The following is a 19628-nucleotide window of genomic DNA, read 5'->3' on the forward strand; positions in this document are numbered from 1 at the left end:
AAAAAAGCGAATGCACGATACGAAACCATACCGTGCATTCACCAGCTTAGTGCCAAAAACAAGTAATTACCGTTGCAAAAGAAAAAAAGACCCCAGGGAAGTTAGCCCAGAAAACTGGCCAATCCCGATGTTGTTTAAAGTAGGCATAAATACTCCATAAAGAACAGTTAATACCAGCTACAAAAGGCTGTTCCCATGACACAGGATTCCCGTGAAAATTTTGAATAATATTAAAAACATACGACACATATATTAAGATTGCAATAACACTCGCAATCTTCCCCAACCAACTAATAAACGTTTTTTCTTCCATGATTCTTTGCTCCTGTCTAAATGACTTTGTTACAAGATTCAGGGTAAGAATAAAACGCTTTCATAAAAATGTCAACCGGTAACCGAAAATTTTTATTTCTAAGCGGTCGTTCCTTCGTGTAAAGTGACTGGTAAAATCACGGAAGCGACGTTCTCTTCGCCATTAATCCGTTTAATTAATAAATCGACGGCTGTTGAAGCTAAATCATTAATCGGTTGTTTAATGGTGGTTAGCTCCGGCATTAAGATTTGCGTCGTATCGGCCCCATCAAAGCCAACCACTTTTAATTGGTCCGGAACTTGATAACCAAGCTCTTGGGCTAAGTGAATGATTAAACTAGCGTTGGTATCATTATCAGCTACAATCCCGTCAACCTCAGGATGTTCGGCAAAAATCTTTTTAAAGATGGCCACCTTATCTTCTACTGGTGAATCAAAGTTAACTTCATAGGTAATCGGTTGCCGATGATGCTGAATCATTAAATCTTCATAGGCTTGTTGCCGGCGTTGGTTGGTTGACGATTCCAGCCGCGGATAGTTAGTATGAATAATGTTTTGGCAACCATCGTCCAATAGTCTTTGGGTCGCCATTAAACCACCGGCATAGTTATCCGAAGCCACAATTGGAATCTTGGGTGCTACCCAACGCTCAATTGAAACAATCGGCAAATTCGTTTCTTGATATTCAGATAGGCCTTGATTATGGGCCCCGACGATTAAGCCATCAATTTGCCCGTCAAGCAAGTAATGTAAAAAGCGTCGTTCTTTATCAGGATTATTTTGACTATTGCCCATTAAGGTCGCATAGCCACGTTCATATAATTCATAGGCTAAGCGTGATTCCAAGTGGGCAAAAAAGGGATCGTTTACCGTGGGGAAAACCAAGCCAACTTGATTAGTTTTTTGATGGTACAAATGTCTTGCAACCACATTTGGGCGATAATGTAACTCCTCCATGGCCTGATGGACTTTTTTGATTGTTTGGTCGCTTAAATACCCCCGATGATTAAGGACTCGTGAGACGGTTGTTTTGGAGACTCCTGCCTTTTCAGCAACGTCATCTAATTTTACTCGTTGGTTCATCAGTTCCTATCCTCCTTAGAGTTCCATTATACAATGACGCCTAGGATTTGAACATTGATAATGGAAGCGCTCCAGGCAAATAATTAATTTTTTTAGTAACGATTATATCAAAATGGTTATTTAAACATTGACAACCGGTTGACATAAAGATATGATACTAACCGTAAATGTTTGTATTTTTTATCACAAATGGAGGAATTATTGTGAAAGCATTAGTTTTAACTGGTTTAAAGCAACTCGAAGTTCAAGATTACGATAAACCAACAATTAAGCCGGACGAAGTATTAGTTCACACGGCTTTTGCTGGGATCTGTGGGACTGACAAGGCCCTTTATGCAGGTCTACCTGGTTCAGCTGAAGCGGTGCCACCAATTGTTTTGGGACACGAAAACTCAGGGGTCGTCGCAGAAGTTGGCTCCGCTGTTACTAACGTTAAGGTTGGTGACCGGGTAACCGTTGACCCTAACATCTACTGTGGTCAATGTAAGTACTGCCGGACTCAACGTCAAGAATTATGTGAACACTTAGACGCTGTTGGGGTAACGCGGGATGGTGGTTTTGAAGAATACTTCACTGCCCCTGCTAAGGTGGTCTATCCAATTCCAGATAGTGTTTCTTTAAAGGCCGCAGCGGTCATCGAACCAATCTCTTGTGCGATGCACGGGGTTGACTTATTAGATCTGCACCCTTACCAAAAAGCCTTTGTTTTAGGTGATGGATTTGAAGGTCAATTATTTGCCCAAATCTTACAAGCTAGCGGAGTTCATGAAGTTACCCTTGGTGGCCGGAACGATGAAAAGTTAGCTAATAACCGCGAACACTTTGGCGTTAAGACCCTTAACACAGTTACGGATGAAATTCCAGAAGCTGAATACGACATCGTTATCGAAGCCGTAGGAACTCCAGAAACGCAAGAACAAGCCCTTCACGCTGCTGCTCGTGGGGCTCAAGTTTTGATGTTTGGGGTTGGTAACCCAGATGACAAGTTCTCTGTTAATACTTACGATGTCTTCCAAAAGCAATTGACCATTCAAGGGGCCTTCATCAACCCATATACTTTTGAAGACTCAATTGCCCTCCTGGCTTCTGGTAAGGTTGATCCATTACCATTGTTCTCACACGAACTTGAATTAAGTGAAGTCGAAGATTTCGTAGCTGGCAAATTAGGTAAAGTTTCAAAGGCAATCGTTAAGGTGGGTGGCGAAGAAGCCTAACCTGATTACCGATTCATAAGAGAGAAGAAAATTGAATCATGGAAAATAAATCAGTCGATCCTACGCCCTTGAAAACAGAGCGGACGATCTCAATGTCAAAATCAATTGCTTATTTCGCACTATCAATTGTTATTAATTCGTTGGGAAATGTTTTGACTTTAGTTACCAGTTCGCATATTCATCCACAATTTTTAGGATCTGCTTACTGGACCGCGGCCGAAAATAACTTGGGGATTGCCGTTTTAGGGAATGAGAAATGGACGCTCTTTTGGGCCTTCATGTTACTAGGTTTATGTATTTCCTTTCTAAATGCTATTTTGTTAAGAAAACTGGATTGGAAACGAATTGGTGGTAATATCGCCTTTTTGGTTCCCTTCTCCCTTTTCATTCAATGGTTTTCAAACCTATTTAACGCTATTATGCCGGATGCTCATGGAATTGTGATGACGATCGTGTATACATTAGTCAACTTCTTCGGGGTTGCTTTGATTGCCATTGCGATTTCGATTTACCAACGGGCTAATCTGGTACTTCACCCGGCTGATGATTTATTTCAAATTTTACGTTTTAAGTTTTTTAAAGGTAATTCTACGATTTCCATGTGGGTTTCATATTTACCGCCTACCATTATGGCAATTATCGCGATTATTATGACCCATCAAATTGATAATTTTGGACTTGGAACCTTATTCGCCTTCGCCTTTCAAGGGTGGATTACTGGCTGGGGAGACCGCCATATTTTCCCTAGTTTAAAGCACCAAGCCCTTGACTTAGGATTTTAATTTAAGGAGATGTTCTATTATGGCTTTTAATAAGAGTTTAGCTGGTTATTTTGATGATCTACAACACGTTGGTTTACCAACCGATGATTTGAAGAAGACGGTCGACTTTTACGCCGGTCTTGGTTTCAAAATGAACGGAAACTTTGATACAGATGATCAAGGTAATCAAGTAGTTTTCATGACGTTAGGTCACTTAACCTTAGAAATCTGGACTGGTGACGGGGCCGTTCGTCAAACCGGGGCCATCAACCACCTTTCCTTTAATACTTCTGATGCGGATGCGGCTTACAAAGCAGCTAAAGCCGCCGGCTACCAAATGAAGGAAAACGAAGTTCAACATTTAGACTTCTGGGATAAAGGGATCAAGTTCTTTAATATCGCTGGTCCCAACGATGAAACGTTGGAATTTTGTGAAATTGTTAAATAATTAACCAATCCAATAAATATGTGTTCATTAAGGTCTGCTTGGGATTTCCTCAAGCAGACTTTTTGAGTCCAAAAAATTTTTTTGAAAAATATTAGGTTCCATTCCCTCGCAATCGAATTAAAAGATGATGAAAACATTCGGGATTATCACGCTTTTTGCATGGAAAATGATGAGAATTTGTTAGGTAACTTTCCCAAAGCTAATCAAAGTTCTTAAAAATCACTAAAATCCGAACATCAATCTTAGTATGTTCGGATTTTAGTAGATTGTAATTATGTTTTTTAAGTGTTATTATGCAAATAACGAACAATAAGTCGCTTTGATCTTTATATAGTTCGAAAGATGTATTTGGAAGGAGATCTTTAATTTGAAATCTGCAACTCGTTATCTTGTCGCTACGGCTGGGGTGGTTCTCCATTTAATGATTGGTTCGGTGTATGCTTGGAGTGTTTACAGTTCCCCAATTATTAAAGAAACCGGCTGGTCCGAATCAGCGGTATCCTTTGCCTTTAGCATTGCTATTTTCTTTTTAGGCATGTCTGCGGCCTTTATGGGCCATGCGGTCGAAAAGTTCGGTCCTCGCGTTACCGGATCCGTTTCTGCCCTTTGTTATGGTTCTGGCATGCTGATCACTGGTTTTGCGATTCACTCCCATAGTTTGGCCTTGCTTTATTTAGGATATGGTTTTATTGGTGGAATTGGCTTAGGATCTGGTTATGTTACCCCGATTTCAACAATTATTAAGTGGTTCCCTGATAAAAAAGGGCTCGCTGCCGGATTAGCAATTATGGGCTTTGGATTTGCGGCGATGTTAACAAGTCCGATCGCCCAAGCTTTAATGGATTCGGTCAATGTAGTAAATACCTTCTATATTTTGGGAGTTGCCTATTTTATCTTTATGATTATTGCGGCCCAATTTATTCGTAAACCGCGTCCTGGTGAAGTTCCAGAAGCTGAATTAGCGCAAATGGAAAGTCGTTCTCTAACTGGAGCGCAACTAACCGCTAATCAAGCGGTAAAAACGCCTACTTTCATCTTTTTATGGATCATGTTCTTTATTAACATTACTTGTGGCATTGGCTTAGTTTCTGCCGCTTCACCGATGGCGCAAGTAATGACTTCAATGTCTGCCGGAGCAGCCGCATTAATGGTTGGGATTATTGGTCTCTTCAACGGTTTTGGTCGTTTGGTTTGGGCTACTTTGTCAGATTACTTAGGTCGTCCTTTTACCTTTACCTTGATCTTTGTGGTTGATATCTTAATGCTAGGTTCAATGTTGCTTCTCAATATTCAATTTGTCTTTGTGGTAGCTCTTTGTCTCCTCTTATCTTGTTATGGTGCTGGTTTCTCAGTTATTCCACCATACTTAAGTGATGTCTTTGGGACTAAACAACTGGGAGCCATCCACGGTTATGTCTTAACTGCCTGGGGAGTAGCCGGCATGGTTGGACCAGTTATTCTTTCATGGACGCACCAAGTTCTCCATGGCTATACAGTCACCCTCATTACTTTCATTTTGATTGATGCTATTGCATTGATTATTGCCATTGCCATTCGCGCCACTTTCAAACACGTAAAAAATTATGAATAACCTAAAACATCCTCGGGTCAATTGACCTGAGGATGTTTTTTAGTCTAATCAACTTTAACAACCACTTTACCAAAACTTTGTTGACTAGCAAGATACCGGTGAGCATCTGGTACTTCGGGAAGTGAAAAAATCTTTTCCGGCGTAACCTTAACCTGATATCGTTCAATGAAAGCAAGTAATTCGTTGAACTTCTCAGCCGAAACATTGCCGGAATAACCACTCGTCAAATATGAATTAGGGGCTAAATCCATAATTGGATCAAAATCATTTAACGTCCACTGACCACCTAACAGACCAGTAATACAAACAATTCCCCCTTCATAGACATGTTGGAAGGTATCTTTAATGGTTAAAGGACCAATTAGTTCTAACACTCGATCGAAACTGAGGGTCGTTTGAAGGTGATTTTGATCATCAATTACCACTTGGTCAAACCCGGCCGCTAATAGCTGATCAGTCTTTTGAACTGAGCGAGTGGTCCCAGACACTTTAATATCAGGGAATTGACTCTTTAATAAATTAACAAAAGCCACCCCGACCCCACTTGTTGCTCCCCGCACAAGGACCTGGTGATTAGCATCGATTTTCATATTTTTGAGAGAAATAAAAGCAGTATAGTAGGTCTCCGGTAAAGCGGCTAAATCTGTCCAGCTTAGCTGGGAATTGATGGGATAAATTTGATGATTTGGTAATAAGACGTATTCAGCATAGGAGCCATCAAAATCACGCCCCATTTCCCCCATCAAAGAAACTACTTTTTGTCCTACAGATAATTTTTGATCGGTAGATTCAACAATTTCACCGACACATTCAATGCCTAAGATCCGTGGAAAGTTAACCGATGGTGATAGACCTTGACGGGTAAACACTTCGGAATGATTGATTCCAAAGGCTTTAACTTTTACCAAGGACCAACCTGGTTTGACTACCGGTGTTGGTACTTCTTCATACTTTAATTGCTCGGGACCACCTGGCTCATGAATCACAATTGCTTTCATTTTTATCCCACCTTATCTGAAACTAATACTCGTTCAATCATTTTTAAGATTCCGGCACCAATCAAAGTTAACAGCACGGTAGCGATAATCCCCCAAAGAATCGGTGCCATTGCTTGTGATTGTAAACCTGCAAATAGCAATTCGCCCAGACCGCCCGCATTAATGGTGGCGGCAATCGTCGCAATCCCCATTGTGGATGCTAATGCAATTTGCAAACCACCAAAGATACTAGGTAAGGCTAAGGGTAATTGCACCTTGATTAGGACCTGGGTATCAGTCATCCCCATTCCTTTCGCAACTTCAATTAAAATTGGATCAACCGATTCGATTCCACTAACGAATGACCGTAATAAAACATATTCACAATAGACCACCAGCACAATCACTGCCGTTAATCGTCCTAAACCAGTAATTGGAATCAAGAGGGCAAATAAAGCAAAACTAGGAATTGAATAGGCTAAGGAAAAAACGTGGTTTAATACCGTTAACCAACGATCGTGACCTAAACAAAGCACAATTAATTCAGTCGCAATGATTAAGGCAATAATTAGCGCTCCGCCCACTAATTGCAGATGCTGCCAAGTATCAGTTAGAATCATCGAACTATTGGCTTGCCAATAACTAATCATGTCACTCCCCCCAGATTTGTTGATGATCAATTTCGGTCTGTAAAAGAGCTTTTACAAATGGCGTTGCTGGTTGATCAATAATGGTTTGCGGATCTGCAAACTGTTCGATATGGCCTTGATCCATAATCATGACGCGTTGCCCCAAGAAAAAGGCTTCATTAATATCATGAGTGACTAAAACGAAGGTATGATCATTTAATTGCTGATGAAGCTTCTTCAAGTCCTCTTGTAAATTTAACCGGGTTAAGGCATCTAAAGCTCCCAGCGGTTCATCGAATAAAACAATAGGCGGGTTCGCTGCCAAGGCGCGTGCCACCCCAATTCTTTGTTGTTGACCACCTGATAGTTCCCGTGGATAACGCTTTAAATAGTCTCCCTTATCCATATCAACTAACTTGAGTAGCTCTTGATTACGTTGCTTAATTTGTTCTTGATCCCAGCCCATTAATTTAGGGGTAATCGACAAATTATCAGCAATCGTCATATGGGGGAATAAACCAACCTGTTGAACCACATAACCAATTTGGCGCCGTAAGGTTACAAGATCAGTTGTTTGAGGATCTAAGCCATTTACTAATACCTGACCGGAGCTAGCGGTTAAAAGGCCATTAATCATTTTCAAGGTAGTCGTTTTCCCACATCCGGAAGTGCCTAAAATCGTGATAAATTCACCCGCATTAATTGTAAAACTAAGATCCTTAATGACCTGATGATTACCAAAACTTTTTGAAACGTGGTCGAATTTAATTACTTCTTTAGTCATGAATCGTCACCTTTTTTATCCAAAGATCAAATAACAGTAAAGTCAATAAAGCAATCAGGGCAACACTAAGCCCGCCAATCACAACATAGCTCATTTCATATAATCCCAACCCTGTAAAAATTAAGGTTCCTAAGCCACCAGCTCCAATATAGGTGGCTAAAGTTGCGCTTGCGATGACCTCAATTAAAGATAATTTGATGCCATTTAAAATAATTGGTAAAGCAAGTGGGAATTGCACTTGCCATAAAATTTGCCAATTTTTCATCCCCATCGCCCGACTAACTTCAAGATAGATTGGATCAACTGTTGTTAACCCAATAATGGTATTAATCAAAATGGGTGGTATGGCTAAGATCACTAGTGCAATAATTGCTGGTAATTCACCCGTTCCAATAATTGGAATCAAAATAAATAGGAGCCCTAAGCTAGGAATGATTCGTAAAGCTTGCGCAAATAAAGTACAAATAGTTGCCACTTGTCGACTTTTCGAAGCCCAATAGCCGACCGGAAAGGCAATTACCATCGCTATCAGTAAAGTAATCAAACAAAGAGCGAGATGTTGACCAAGCAGTTGCCAATATTGACCCTGATCTTTTTGGAAATACTGGATGATTTCTTGCAACATTTAATCGCCCTCCTTGAAGTTTTCTTGATACCATTGCTTGGCAACGGTCCGATAATTTTGCCCATCAACATCAACCTGCCGATTTAATTGCATCAAAGTTTTAGTTGTTAGTTTGGCATCAACCTGATTCAAAATCGTCGCAATCTTTGGATTTTGACTTAAAGTTTGTTCTCTAATTAAGGGCACTAAATTATAGGCTGGCCATAAGCCCTTATCATCTTTTAGCACCGTATATTTATTTGTTTCGGTTAGTTGTCCTTCAGTCGTTGAAACTGGGAAGGCATCGCCTTGGCCTGCATCAACAACCTGGTATTTCAGACTATCATCATAATCTTTGACCGATTTAAAATTATATTTACCATATAATTTATTCATTCCCGGTAAAGCATCAGAACGTTGATCAAATTCTCCTTGAGAAACTAGGCGGACCTTGTTGGCTTGCTTTTGCAGTTCACTTAAAGTATAAATGTGATATTTTTTGGCAATACTCGTTCGAATAGCCATTCCCTGGCTATCATTTCCAGGCGCATATTTCAGCGTGGTTAAACCATCTTTAATGACTCCATTTTTAGCCACTTGAGCGATTTGTTTAGCAGATTTTCCAGTAGTTGACTTTTTTAAATAAGCTTGCACAATTGTCCCGGTATATTCTGGATATAAATCGATTTGGCCAGTTTTTAAAGCATTGTAAACCACTGAATTCGAAATATTTTGCTTCCGGGTCACTTGGTAACCATGCTTTTCTAACGCAATGGCATAGATTTCACTAACCACTTGGCTTTCTGTAAAATTTTTTGATCCAATCACAATTGACTGGTGAACACGATTACGAAATAGACTCAAGATACCAATAACTAGCATTGTCGCAATTAGCAAATATCCCCATTTAAACCAGGTTGATTTTTTCATGTTAGCCGCCTTTCATGTTATTTATATAGTTACAATAGCACATTCATATTATTTGTCAAATGATTGACATCTGGCATTGATCGTCTATAATTGTAATGTATCAATTTACATGAAAGGAGAAAATAGTATGCGTATATCAACCCGTTTTAGCGATGCCATCCATCTAATCTGTTTTCTTGATATCTATCAAAATCAAAAATTAACGAGTGATTTTATTGCTTCTAGTATTCAGACCTCGTCTGTCATGGTTCGGCAAATTATGATCCAACTCCGAAAAGCCGGATTGTTAAAAACCACTAAAGGAACTGCCAATCCTCAAATTACCCGGCCTTTAGATGAAATTAGTCTTTACGACGTTTATCTAGCAATTGAAGAAGCATCCGGTCCCCATCCGCTTTTTGAAATTGACTACGACACCAATCCTAATTGTATCGTCGGTGGTAACATTCAGGGTGTTCTTGAGAGCTATTATGAAGATGCCAAGCAAGCGGCAATGGCTAAGTTACAACAACGGACAATTGCGGACGTCGTTAATCAAATCAAGATTTCACAGAGTAAGAAAGAATTAAAACAACGACAGGAGTTATAAAATGAATTATCTAGTTACTGGTGCCAGTGGTCATCTGGGTCATCAGATTGTTGAACATTTAATCCCCAAATTGCAAAAGGATGATCACCTATTCGGCTTGGTTCATCGGCCACGACCTGCCGACAACATCGAGTATCGTCCCGCTGATTTTATGGACCTTGATTCATTAAAGCGTGCCTTTCAAAAGGTCAACGTCCTCGTTTATATCCCTAGTAAAACCTACGTGACAGCTGATCGTCTGCAGGAACTTAAGAATGTAATTACGGCTGCACGCGATCAGCACGTTGATGCAATTGTGGCCATGAGCTTTATTGCTGATCAGGCCAATAATCCCTTTGTGATGGCGCCTTTTTATCATCAAATGCCTGATTTATTAGCACAAAGCGGCTTAAATTATGTCATTTTAAAAGACGCGCTTTATGCTGACCCATTAGTTCCTTATCTTCCAGAATTAATTGACCGCCAGGCAATCATCTATCCCGTTGGGGACCAAAAAATGGCCTTTATCGCGATTGATGACTGTGCGGAAGCTTTTGCAACCGCGGCAACAAACCCCACTATCCGATCGAGTCGACAAACTTATACCCTGTCACAAGAAACTGCCTACACCATGCCAGAATTAGCAGCAATTATGTCAAAGGTAACCGGCCAAACCATCGGCTATCAACCAGTCACCACACAAGAATTTGGTCAAATTTATGCTGAGGATGGTGACGGTGATGAACTAGCGTCCATGTATGCTGGCGGGGCCATGGGCTTGTTAAGCACGGTTACCAATGATTTTGAGTTCATAACTGGACGCAAACCGATCGATATGGAAAATTTTTTAAAGGCTAATTATCATTAATGATAAAACCAGCTTAGTGATTAGCAATCAACTAAGCTGGTTTTTCAATGCTATTTATGGTCTTTAATAATTTTTGCTGGACAGCCACCAACGATTGCATTGGCAGGAACGTCTTTAGTCACGACGGCTCCAGCAGCAACAATCGCCCCTTCACCAATGGTGACACCCTGCGTAACTTTAACGCCCTCACCTAACCAGGCACCATCCTCAATAACAATCGGTTTACAATAAATAATCTGTAAATCATTTAGGTCATGATTGGCCGTCAATAAAGCCACATTCGGCCCAATTTGGACATGGTTGCCGATGTGTATTCCACCCGTGGAAACGGTATTAAAACCCCAGTTAATAAATGTATCCTCACCAATGGTGATTGTTTTTCCGCGATCGATCTGGACTGGCGTTAAAATGGTTGAGCTTTGCGGTAAGCGCCCTTCAAAGAGATCATCAAACAAGTCCCGCACTTGCGGATCGTATGGATCCAACATATTAATCCGATGACACAGGGTTCGAGAACGTACCATTTCCGGCCCTAAAACCTCATGATATTCCTGATCCGTCCGCATATCCAGCGGTTCACCAGCTGCGGCCCGTTGATAAACATCCATTACTGAACCCCCTTAAATTTATAGGATTTTCGCACCTAAAACGTTTTTAAAGTGATTTAGGGCCCATTCCTGACCCATTTCGGTCATGGTCGCAACTGCATCTTCGTAAACCGTGATTTGGTATCCTAAATTATAAGCATCAACGGCTGTATGCAAAACGCAAATATCAGTGCACACCCCCGTTAAGGCCACCGAACTAACTTGTCGGGCTCGTAAATCTAAATCTAGAGTCGTCCCCGCAAAAGATGAATACCGTGTTTTATCCATCATCATCACATGGGGATCATTTTGATGATGGTGATACCACTGATCTAACTCGCCATATAGTTCGCGACCCCAACTATCACGTACATTGTGGGTTGCAAAGAGTTTAGTTTCTGGATGATAAGGATCATCAGCCACATGAACATCCGTCGGCAAAATCACCCATTTCCCTGCTTCTAAATATTGGTTAGCTAATTGGACCAAGTTAGCCGCAATCTTTTGGGCTGGTTCACCACAGGTCAAGGCCCCATGGCGGGCTACAAAATCATTTGTATAATCGATAATTAATAAAGCATCTGCTAACATAAATCCACCTCATTAAATTTCTTTCTTAACAATAGCTTGTTTCCGCACCCTTGTAAATTCTTTTATCTGAATAACAAATTAAAGCCGAATAAAATTCCATAAATCTTGATTATTGTTTTGAAAGCTAGTAAACTATTCCCTGTTTGTTGGGGTAGGAAAGCCCGTAGTTAACGTCCAACGGAACGGAATGTGAACGTTGGAAACAGGATCAGGGTCCGCTTAAGCTTTCCGCATTCACCACAGGAAATTAGAACGGTCTATGTTTCCCTGACAAATAATTTCGAAGGGAGATGTATCAATGCATTTATTATCATGGCGCGGTCCCAAAATCACTGCCCGCGTTATTACCATTAGCGCTTTATTTTTAGCTCTTAAGATTGTGGTTGGATTTATTCCAGCCATTGGGAGTGCTCAATTAGTACAAATTGGACTCGGCTTTTTAGTTACTGCCCCGATGGGTTATTATCTCGGTCCTTGGTTGTCCGGAATTATCTTGGTTTTTGATGATATCATTTCTAATACCATCTTTAACTTTGGGGGCTCGATGTTCTTCCCTGGCTATACTTTCTCGTCATTAATTTCTGGAATTATTGCCGGTGCCTTTTTATATCAACAAAAGCCTACCTTAAAGCGGATCTTCACCTACATGTTTGTGCAAATTTTGATTTCAAACGTTATCTTGGGAACCTTGTGGTTGGTCATGATGGGGGTATCCTCCATTTTAACGCCCGTTCCTTTTGCGATCCGGATGCTTAAAGAAGTGGTAACTTGGCCAATTGAAGCCATCGTAGTTTATTATCTGCTGAATAGTCTTCTAAAAGCTCGGCTGGAACGTTATATTTATCAATAAATTTTGGAAGCTGCCCTGACAGCTTCTTTTTTACTTTCTTCAGAAAAATTTAAAATTTTGTTGACAACTACTAAGGATTAAATTAAGATAACTTCATAGAATTTTAATAAACGTTTTGAACAGCAGAGTAAAAGTAGTTGCGATCCCTAGAGAATCTTTGGTTGGTGCAAAAAGATGGCGCAGGTACTTTGAAGATGGGTTGGAAATAATGGTAATGGTGTCACAGCCATTAACGGAGTAGCGAACGTTATCATCGCTGGGTTATAGATTAGTAACTCAATGAGGTTAGGATTGTGAGGTCCTAACGAATAAAGGTGGTAACACGTTCACTCGTCCTTTTTGATCATTTTGATCAGAGGGCGAGTTTTTTTATGACTCCCTCACCTGTTGTTGAAAGCGTTGATTACGATTTTAGGAGGAAATAGAAGATGAGTAAGAAGACACGGAATTGGTTAATTGGTATTATTATTTTACTGGTTGTTGTTATTGGGGGCTACTTTAGCTTTGTACGGCCCCAACAACAAGCTGCTAAGACGGTGACAATTGGGATTATGTCGGGAACTAAACAAGATGACCAACTTTGGGACTCAGTTGCGAAAACTGCTAAAGATAAGTATGGGATTACTTTAAAGTTTAAGAAATTTACCGACTACAACCAACCCAACAAGGCCTTGACGAATGGTGATATTGACTTAAACGCCTTCCAACACAAGCTTTTCTTAAAGCAATGGAATAAGGCTCATAAAACCAATATCGTTGCCATTGGTGACACTTGGATTACCCCAATCCGCCTTTACTCTGACAAGTACAAGAGTGTTAGTGATATTCCTGATGGTGCCACAATCGCCGTACCAAATGATGCTACTAACGAATCGCGGGCTCTCTTTGCTTTGAAGAACGCTGGTTTGTTCTCCTTGAAGAAAGGGACTACTCTAGCAACGGTTAGCGATATTACTAATAACACTAAGAACATTAAGATTAAGGAATTATCAGCGGAACAAGTTGCCCGTTCCTTAAGTGACGTTGATGCAGCCGTAGTAAACACCAACTACGCCAATGCAGCAGGTTTGAATTACAAAGATGCCATCTTTGTCGAACCGACTAATGCTGATTCTGCCCAATGGGTCAACGTGATTGCAGCTAACAAGAAGGACAAGAACAAGCAAGTCTACAAGGACGTTGTGAAGTCCCTCCAAACAGCTGAAACTAAGCGATTGATTAAGAAGTTCTACGGAACAGCTGAATTGCCAGCTTGGGACATGAGTTTTAAATAAGCACAGTAAAAAGGGTTGAGAAAAATCTCAACCCTTTTTTGCGGCGTAAATTCTATGAAAATTCTTGGCGGATGGCTTCCCCTTGGGCATCCAATTGCGGTGAGTCCACTTTGGCGCCCCATGAATTCCAAGTACCGAATTTCATCGGAGTCCCAATCACCTCACGCCCATCTGGTAAAGCTTTCACCATTCCCCGCTCAATAATTTGTGGGAGGCGGCGAGTTTGATCAACATTTAAGACAATTCCTACGGGTACCCCCGCTGCTTCTAACTTATCCCGCCAATTCTCAGCCAAATCGGATTTTAAGACTCCTTCAAGCGCATCTTTAACAGCTTGCCAGTTGGCTTCACGTAAATCATTGGTCTTAAAGTTTGCTTGGTCAATCCATTCGGGATGTCCTAAAGCATTACTCAAGAGCGACCAAAGATGATCATTCCCACAACAGATTGCTAATGGTTGATCCTGACATGCAAAGGTATCAAAGGGATACATGTAAGGATGCCGATTCCCGATCCGGTGCGGAATTTGATGAGGACCTAAGGCGGTCATCAAATCTTGTGCCATCAGACTGAAGGTAGTGTCTAGCATTGCGACATCCACGGTCGTTCCCTGACCTGTCCGTTCCCGGGCCACCAGGGCGGTTGTAATTGCCGCATAGCCCATGATCCCCGCGACAATATCAGAAATGGAGGTTCCCACGCGGGTCGCCGGGCCATCTTGACTTCCAGTGGCGTCCATGATACCTGATAAAGCTTGAACAATCGTGTCATAAGCCGCTTGCTTACTCATGGGTCCATATTGACCAAAGCCCGAAATTGAAGCCACGATTAAGCGCGGATATTCTTTTACAAGTTCTTCCGGATCAAGCCCTAAACGTGCCATTACACCGGGACGGAAGTTTTCGACTATCACATCTGCTTTAGCAATCATGCGTTTGAGCAAGGCAAAATCGTCTGGATCCTTAAAGTCAAGTGAAATCGATTCTTTGCCGGCATTCGCAATCCGAAAGTACTCACTTGATCCATCAGCCAGATATGGTCCCATGGAGCGGGTATCATCACCGCTCCCCTTCCGTTCAACATGAATTACACGGGCGCCAGCATCTGCCAACATCCTAGTACAAGTGGGACCGGATAAGACATGAGTAAGGTCAACCACCAACAAACCAGCAAGCGCATAGGGCTTATTGGGATCGAGATGTGGATTATGAATTTCTTGTCCCCGATAATTTGGTTCTGTCCGTGCTTGTGTCATGATTGACCTCCTCAATACCTAGTTTTGCTTACCCTTAATTACTTCCCGCCGCGGGTTCTTTGGTCCCCGGGCCTTGGCAATCGTCCCGTCATCTTCAAGACCCTTGATTTGTTCATCACTGTAACCAAGATCAGCCAGGATTTCATTATTGTTTTCACCTAAGTCAGGGGCCCGCTTGTAATCAGGCTTGTAGTTAGCCATCGAGAATGGCAACCCGATCGTCTTGAATTTACCCCGGTTACCACCTTGGTCAATGGTAATGATCGTCCCATCTTCGTTTAACTCGGGATCATTTTCCAGTTCGTACCAATCAAGCACTGGGCCAACTGGAACCCCAGCGGCACCCAGTTTTTCGGTTAATTCATACTTATCATATTGCTTAGTATAGGATTCAATCAATGGATAAATTTCTTCCTTGTGCAATTGACGGTGTTGCCAATCACTGAAGCGTTCGTCATCAATCCATTCAGGGTGGCCCATGGTGTTGGCAATGGCTTCCCAAGACTTGTTGGCATCTTGAATAACAATGTAGACATAAGCATTTGGATCAGTTTCCCAACCTTTCGCCTTGTAAGTCCAACCAATAACTTCCCCACCTTCAGTGTTTTCAGCCCGCGGAACAGCCTTGCCCCAATCATAATCAGGATAAACGGCGTAGTGTGGCAAAGCCCCTAGGTTGTCTAGCATCACTTGATCCCGCAGCTTGATCCGGCAAAGGTTCATGACGGCATTTTGCATTGATTGGTAAACGTAGGTCCCTTCACCAGTCCGTTCCCGTTGCATTAAGGCGGCTAAAATCCCAATGGTTAAGTGCATCCCGGAGTTAGAGTCACCTAAAGCAGCGGCGGATTGAGTTGGCACATTATCTTCGCCCTTGTTCCAACCGGTTGCCGAAGCGGCCCCACCAGCGGATTGGGCCACTGGTTCGTAAGCCTTCACATTTTCAAAGCGGGAGCCCTGGTTAAAGCCCTTTAATGACCCCATGATCAAACGTGGATTGATTTGGTGAACTTGTTCCCAACCAAAGCCGGCTCGTTCCGCCGATCCTGGACGAACATTTTCGACAAAAACATCGGCCTTCTTTAAGAGATCGGTCATGATTTCTTACCTTCATCGGTCTTGATGTTTAAGGTTAAGGACTTCTTGTTAGCGTTTAATTGGAGATAGTACATCCCCCATGAATCTTGAATATCTAATAATTGGTTCCGAGTTGGGTCCCCAGTATCTGGACGTTCGATCTTAATAACTTCGGCCCCCAACCAAGCAAGCAATTGTGTACAGGATGGACCTGATTGAACTTGAGTCCAGTCAACAACTTTAATTCCCTTTAATGGTGCAAAATCTGTTTCAGCCATGATCATATCCTCCTCGATTAGTTATTACTCTTATCCCGAATATCAGGGTTAAGGTTACCAATGTGACCCGATTCAGCCCCCATATTTGGATCAATCTTGACGTTAATAATTGCTGGTTTTCCGGCAGCGTAAGCCTTTTGTAAGGCATCTTGGAATTCATCTGGTTTCTCTACAAAGTAGCCATCGCCACCAAAGGCCGTCGCTAACATGTCATAGTGGGCATCGATGTCCAGCTTCGTTGGATCAGGCCGATCAACTTCAACGGCCGTGCTGTGGGAGGTTCCTTTGTAAATCCCACCGTTGTTAATGACAACAACAATCACTGGTAAGTTATAACGACAAATCGTTTCAATATCCATTGCATCAAAACCAAAGGCCGAGTCCCCTTCAAGGGCAATCACTGGTTTACCAGTTTCTACGGCAACACCGGCAGCATAGCCCATGCCAATGCCCATGACTCCCCAAGTCCCAGTATCGAGACGATGCCGCGGTTGGAGAATGTCAATGACGTTCCGACCAATATCAAGGGTATTGGCTCCTTCGGATACTAGATATGTATCAGGGTTAGCGGCAATCAAGTCCTTAATTGGTTTTAAGACGCCATAGAAGCCCATTGGATACTTGGTATCGGCCGTACTCATGGCCTTGGCCATCTTTTCGGCATTTGCTTCCTTCTTGTCATTGATAGCCGTTAACCAATCTGCCGGTGCCTGAATGCCAGCGGCTTTGACCGCCAGATTCAACTTAGTTAAGGCTGACTTTAAATCACCAACGATTGGGGCTTGAATTGGTCGGTTAGAGTCCATTTCGGTCCCATCAATATCAATTTGAATAAATTGAGCATCCGGGCTAAATGGCTTGCCACCATTAGAAAGTAACCAATTTAACCGTGCCCCTAACAGGAGAACAACATCGGCGCCACCGAGTGATAATGAGCGCGCAGCAGCCGCACTGGATTCATGGGTATCAGGTAATACTCCTTTAGCCATTGACATTGGCAAGAATGGGATCTTGGTCGTTTCGATAAAGTCCTTTACTTCGTTTTCAGCTTGAGCGTAAGCCGCCCCTTTCCCGATAATAGCTAATGGGTGCTTTGCACTCTTCAATAATTTGACCGCCCGATCAATAGCTGCATCACTTGGCACTACCGCTGGACTAGGATCAACTGGGGCATATACCAAGTCTTCAATTGGTAGGTCACTTTCTAAAGTTTCACCTAGCATTTGACCTGGGATATCAACATAAACCCCACCAGGGCGACCTGACACCGCCGTCCGGACAGCTCTAGCAATCCCTAAAGCAACATCTTCGGGCCGATCAATTCGATATGCCGCTTTTACCAGTGGTTTGGCAACATTGTATTGATCCAAACCCTCATAATCTCCTCGATCAAGGTCGATAATTGGCCGTTCCGAAGATCCCGATAGCATGATCATTGGGAAACGGTTCTTGGTTGCTTCCGCCAAAGCAACTAATCCATTTAAGAACCCAGGTGCAGAAACGGTCAACGCCACGCCAGGTTCACCATTAAGATACCCCGCTGCCGCTGCGGCATTAACAGCCGAATCTTCCCGCCGGAAGCCATAGTAATCAAGTCCTTTTTCTTGAGCCATTCGAGCCCAATCCGTTACGGGAATGCCAACTAAACCATAAATATTTTTAACATTGTTTTTCTTGAGTGCGGCAATTAACAATTCAGCGCCATTGTATACATTTGTTTGAGTCATGAGTATGTCCTCCCCATTAATTTAGTGGAACAAGTTAGCGATCACTGGTAAGAACCAGATCCAGAAGATACAAGAAGCCGCAAATCCGACGGTAGAAAGAGCACCGAACTAGCCCCTTCCTTGACATAGATGTTGTACCGACTGGAAATGATGATGCCGGAGAATGCTGGTGGTAAACCAGTGGCTAAGACCAGCATCGAAATCTTGCTTGGATCGGATCCCATTCCACATAGGTAAGCTGCAATCACAATCACGGCAGGCGTCAAGATTAACCGATAGAAGGTATTCCAGAGCGATTCTTTATCAATCGAGAACTTAACCGTTGAGAGCGCTAATCCGGCTGCCAAGACGGCAACCCCCGAGTTAGCTTTGGAGATCAAGTCAAAACTTGGTGCCCATGAAGTTGGAATATGAATACCAACTAAAACAAAGACAACTGCTAGTAATGGTGCCCAAGCAACAGGTTGTTTCAAAGCATTTAACACAGCTTCACCAAAAGAATTATTTGGTTCTTTCTTCGCCCGACCTTCGTGGTTCCGAATTTCGGCCCGCATCAGATCGATTTCCCGTTCAATGCCTTTTTCATTCTTCATCGGTAACTGGTGCCGTTACGACCTCACCTGTCTTTTCATCAGTTTGCCCCGCATTCTTCCGGTCATTAGCTTGCCCCTTATTAACTAAGGCTAGACCAATTGGGATCGTGATAGCATTAACCACGATGGAAACAATCCCAATAACCAGGTTAGTCGTGGCATTGTTTCCATAAATCGGATCCAAAACCGCGAATCCTAAGAAACCAATGGTTGGGGAACCGGCAATTAAAGCACAAACGGCTGCTTCTTGGGTTGTCCGATGAAACATTACCTTATCCAACCAGTAAGACAACATAAATAATCCAGTGACCCCCACAATTGAGATCAAGGTTAAGACAATATCTTTAACAAACATTTCTCGGGTGGCTTTGACGATTGAGATGAACAAAGCTGCTGGTAAAGCAATATTTAAGACTAATTTGTTCAATCCTTGTCGTTGGTCGTCATCAAAGAAATAGAACTTTCCACACAGATATCCTAAAATCATGATCACTAGAATTGGGATAATGTCATTTACTAGAATATCTACCATTTTGATCACTCCCCTCATATAAATTGCTTGATCAAAAACTTGAAAGCAAAGAAGCGGCCGAAATATTTAAATCTTCTTTACAATGTTATTATAAC

Annotated in this window: 19 protein-coding genes and 2 pseudogenes; 8 read left to right on the forward strand and 13 right to left on the reverse strand. The window is 42.1% G+C overall.

Going from position 1 to position 19628, the window contains the following annotated elements:
- Positions 1 to 46: 46 nt before the first annotated feature.
- Positions 47 to 313, reverse strand: coding sequence for a hypothetical protein (locus tag PS3_RS06680; protein WP_050950880.1), 267 nt, complete (start codon positions 311 to 313; stop codon positions 47 to 49).
- A 98-nt stretch (positions 314 to 411) separates the two neighbouring features.
- Complete coding sequence (locus tag PS3_RS06685; RefSeq protein ID WP_007122449.1) at positions 412 to 1395, reverse strand: LacI family DNA-binding transcriptional regulator; 984 nt, start codon at positions 1393 to 1395, stop codon at positions 412 to 414.
- Between the two features lie 203 nt (positions 1396 to 1598).
- Here PS3_RS06685 and PS3_RS06690 point away from each other — a divergent pair, with 203 nt between their 5' ends.
- From PS3_RS06690 to PS3_RS06705, 4 genes are all read left to right on the forward strand, one after another.
- On the forward strand, positions 1599 to 2609 hold the full coding sequence (locus tag PS3_RS06690; protein WP_040468493.1) for a zinc-dependent alcohol dehydrogenase family protein: 1011 nt from the start codon (positions 1599 to 1601) through the stop codon (positions 2607 to 2609).
- A 38-nt stretch (positions 2610 to 2647) separates the two neighbouring features.
- A complete protein-coding gene (locus PS3_RS06695) occupies positions 2648 to 3391 on the forward strand; it encodes a hypothetical protein (RefSeq protein WP_040468495.1) in 744 nt (247 codons plus the stop codon).
- A gap of 19 nt (positions 3392 to 3410) precedes the next feature.
- Entirely contained in the window at positions 3411 to 3818 is a 408-nt protein-coding gene (locus tag PS3_RS06700) for a VOC family protein (RefSeq protein ID WP_007122451.1), read from the forward strand.
- 367 nt (positions 3819 to 4185) lie between these two features.
- The gene (locus PS3_RS06705; RefSeq protein WP_040468497.1) at positions 4186 to 5409 is read left to right on the forward strand and encodes an L-lactate MFS transporter; all 1224 of its coding nucleotides are present in this window, start codon (positions 4186 to 4188) and stop codon (positions 5407 to 5409) included.
- A 44-nt stretch (positions 5410 to 5453) separates the two neighbouring features.
- Here PS3_RS06705 and PS3_RS06710 read toward each other — a convergent pair whose 3' ends face one another.
- From PS3_RS06710 to PS3_RS10510, 5 genes are read right to left on the reverse strand one after another with little or no spacing between them, the layout of a single operon-like run.
- Entirely contained in the window at positions 5454 to 6407 is a 954-nt protein-coding gene (locus PS3_RS06710) for a zinc-binding alcohol dehydrogenase family protein (protein WP_007122452.1), read from the reverse strand.
- A 2-nt stretch (positions 6408 to 6409) separates the two neighbouring features.
- Positions 6410 to 7036, reverse strand: coding sequence for an ABC transporter permease (locus PS3_RS06715; RefSeq protein WP_007122453.1), 627 nt, complete (start codon positions 7034 to 7036; stop codon positions 6410 to 6412).
- Between the two features lies 1 nt (position 7037).
- Entirely contained in the window at positions 7038 to 7799 is a 762-nt protein-coding gene (locus PS3_RS06720; protein ID WP_007122454.1) for an ATP-binding cassette domain-containing protein, read from the reverse strand.
- The gene (locus tag PS3_RS10505; protein WP_040468498.1) at positions 7792 to 8424 is read right to left on the reverse strand and encodes an ABC transporter permease; all 633 of its coding nucleotides are present in this window, start codon (positions 8422 to 8424) and stop codon (positions 7792 to 7794) included. Before PS3_RS10505 ends, PS3_RS06720 begins: the two co-directional genes overlap by 8 nt.
- On the reverse strand, positions 8425 to 9285 hold the full coding sequence (locus tag PS3_RS10510; protein WP_235719997.1) for a glycine betaine ABC transporter substrate-binding protein: 861 nt from the start codon (positions 9283 to 9285) through the stop codon (positions 8425 to 8427).
- Positions 9286 to 9460: 175 nt separating this feature from the next.
- Between PS3_RS10510 and PS3_RS06735 the strand changes: the two genes are divergently transcribed.
- Both PS3_RS06735 and PS3_RS06740 read left to right on the forward strand, forming a co-directional pair.
- The gene (locus tag PS3_RS06735) at positions 9461 to 9922 is read left to right on the forward strand and encodes an Rrf2 family transcriptional regulator (protein WP_007122455.1); all 462 of its coding nucleotides are present in this window, start codon (positions 9461 to 9463) and stop codon (positions 9920 to 9922) included.
- 1 nt (position 9923) lies between these two features.
- Positions 9924 to 10769, forward strand: a complete 846-nt coding sequence (locus tag PS3_RS06740; RefSeq protein WP_007122456.1) for an SDR family oxidoreductase — start codon at positions 9924 to 9926, stop codon at positions 10767 to 10769.
- Between the two features lie 50 nt (positions 10770 to 10819).
- On the opposite strand, the gene PS3_RS06745 is transcribed toward PS3_RS06740, so the two are convergent.
- Both PS3_RS06745 and PS3_RS06750 read right to left on the reverse strand, forming a co-directional pair.
- Complete coding sequence (locus PS3_RS06745; protein WP_007122457.1) at positions 10820 to 11377, reverse strand: DapH/DapD/GlmU-related protein; 558 nt, start codon at positions 11375 to 11377, stop codon at positions 10820 to 10822.
- Between the two features lie 18 nt (positions 11378 to 11395).
- On the reverse strand, positions 11396 to 11947 hold the full coding sequence (locus PS3_RS06750; protein ID WP_007122458.1) for a cysteine hydrolase family protein: 552 nt from the start codon (positions 11945 to 11947) through the stop codon (positions 11396 to 11398).
- 298 nt (positions 11948 to 12245) lie between these two features.
- Here PS3_RS06750 and PS3_RS06755 point away from each other — a divergent pair, with 298 nt between their 5' ends.
- Both PS3_RS06755 and PS3_RS06760 read left to right on the forward strand, forming a co-directional pair.
- Positions 12246 to 12797 (forward strand): folate family ECF transporter S component, encoded by a 552-nt coding sequence (locus PS3_RS06755; protein WP_040468502.1) that lies wholly within the window; start codon positions 12246 to 12248, stop codon positions 12795 to 12797.
- 428 nt (positions 12798 to 13225) lie between these two features.
- On the forward strand, positions 13226 to 14071 hold the full coding sequence (locus PS3_RS06760; RefSeq protein ID WP_007122459.1) for a MetQ/NlpA family ABC transporter substrate-binding protein: 846 nt from the start codon (positions 13226 to 13228) through the stop codon (positions 14069 to 14071).
- Between the two features lie 52 nt (positions 14072 to 14123).
- On the opposite strand, the gene PS3_RS06765 is transcribed toward PS3_RS06760, so the two are convergent.
- The 4 genes and pseudogenes from PS3_RS06765 to PS3_RS06780 all read right to left on the reverse strand — a co-directional run bounded on the left by PS3_RS06765 (position 14124) and on the right by PS3_RS06780 (position 19533).
- The gene (locus tag PS3_RS06765; RefSeq protein ID WP_040468504.1) at positions 14124 to 15326 is read right to left on the reverse strand and encodes a CaiB/BaiF CoA transferase family protein; all 1203 of its coding nucleotides are present in this window, start codon (positions 15324 to 15326) and stop codon (positions 14124 to 14126) included.
- An 18-nt stretch (positions 15327 to 15344) separates the two neighbouring features.
- Positions 15345 to 16687 (reverse strand): annotated as a pseudogene (gene frc / locus PS3_RS06770) (formyl-CoA transferase).
- 11 nt (positions 16688 to 16698) lie between these two features.
- The gene (oxc, locus tag PS3_RS06775) at positions 16699 to 18408 is read right to left on the reverse strand and encodes an oxalyl-CoA decarboxylase (protein WP_040468506.1); all 1710 of its coding nucleotides are present in this window, start codon (positions 18406 to 18408) and stop codon (positions 16699 to 16701) included.
- 21 nt (positions 18409 to 18429) lie between these two features.
- A pseudogene (locus PS3_RS06780) lies at positions 18430 to 19533 on the reverse strand (AEC family transporter).
- Positions 19534 to 19628 lie beyond the last annotated feature (95 nt).

The sequence above is a fragment of the Limosilactobacillus gastricus PS3 genome, assembly GCF_000247775.1.
GTDB classification, from domain to species: Bacteria; Bacillota; Bacilli; order Lactobacillales; family Lactobacillaceae; genus Limosilactobacillus; species Limosilactobacillus gastricus_A.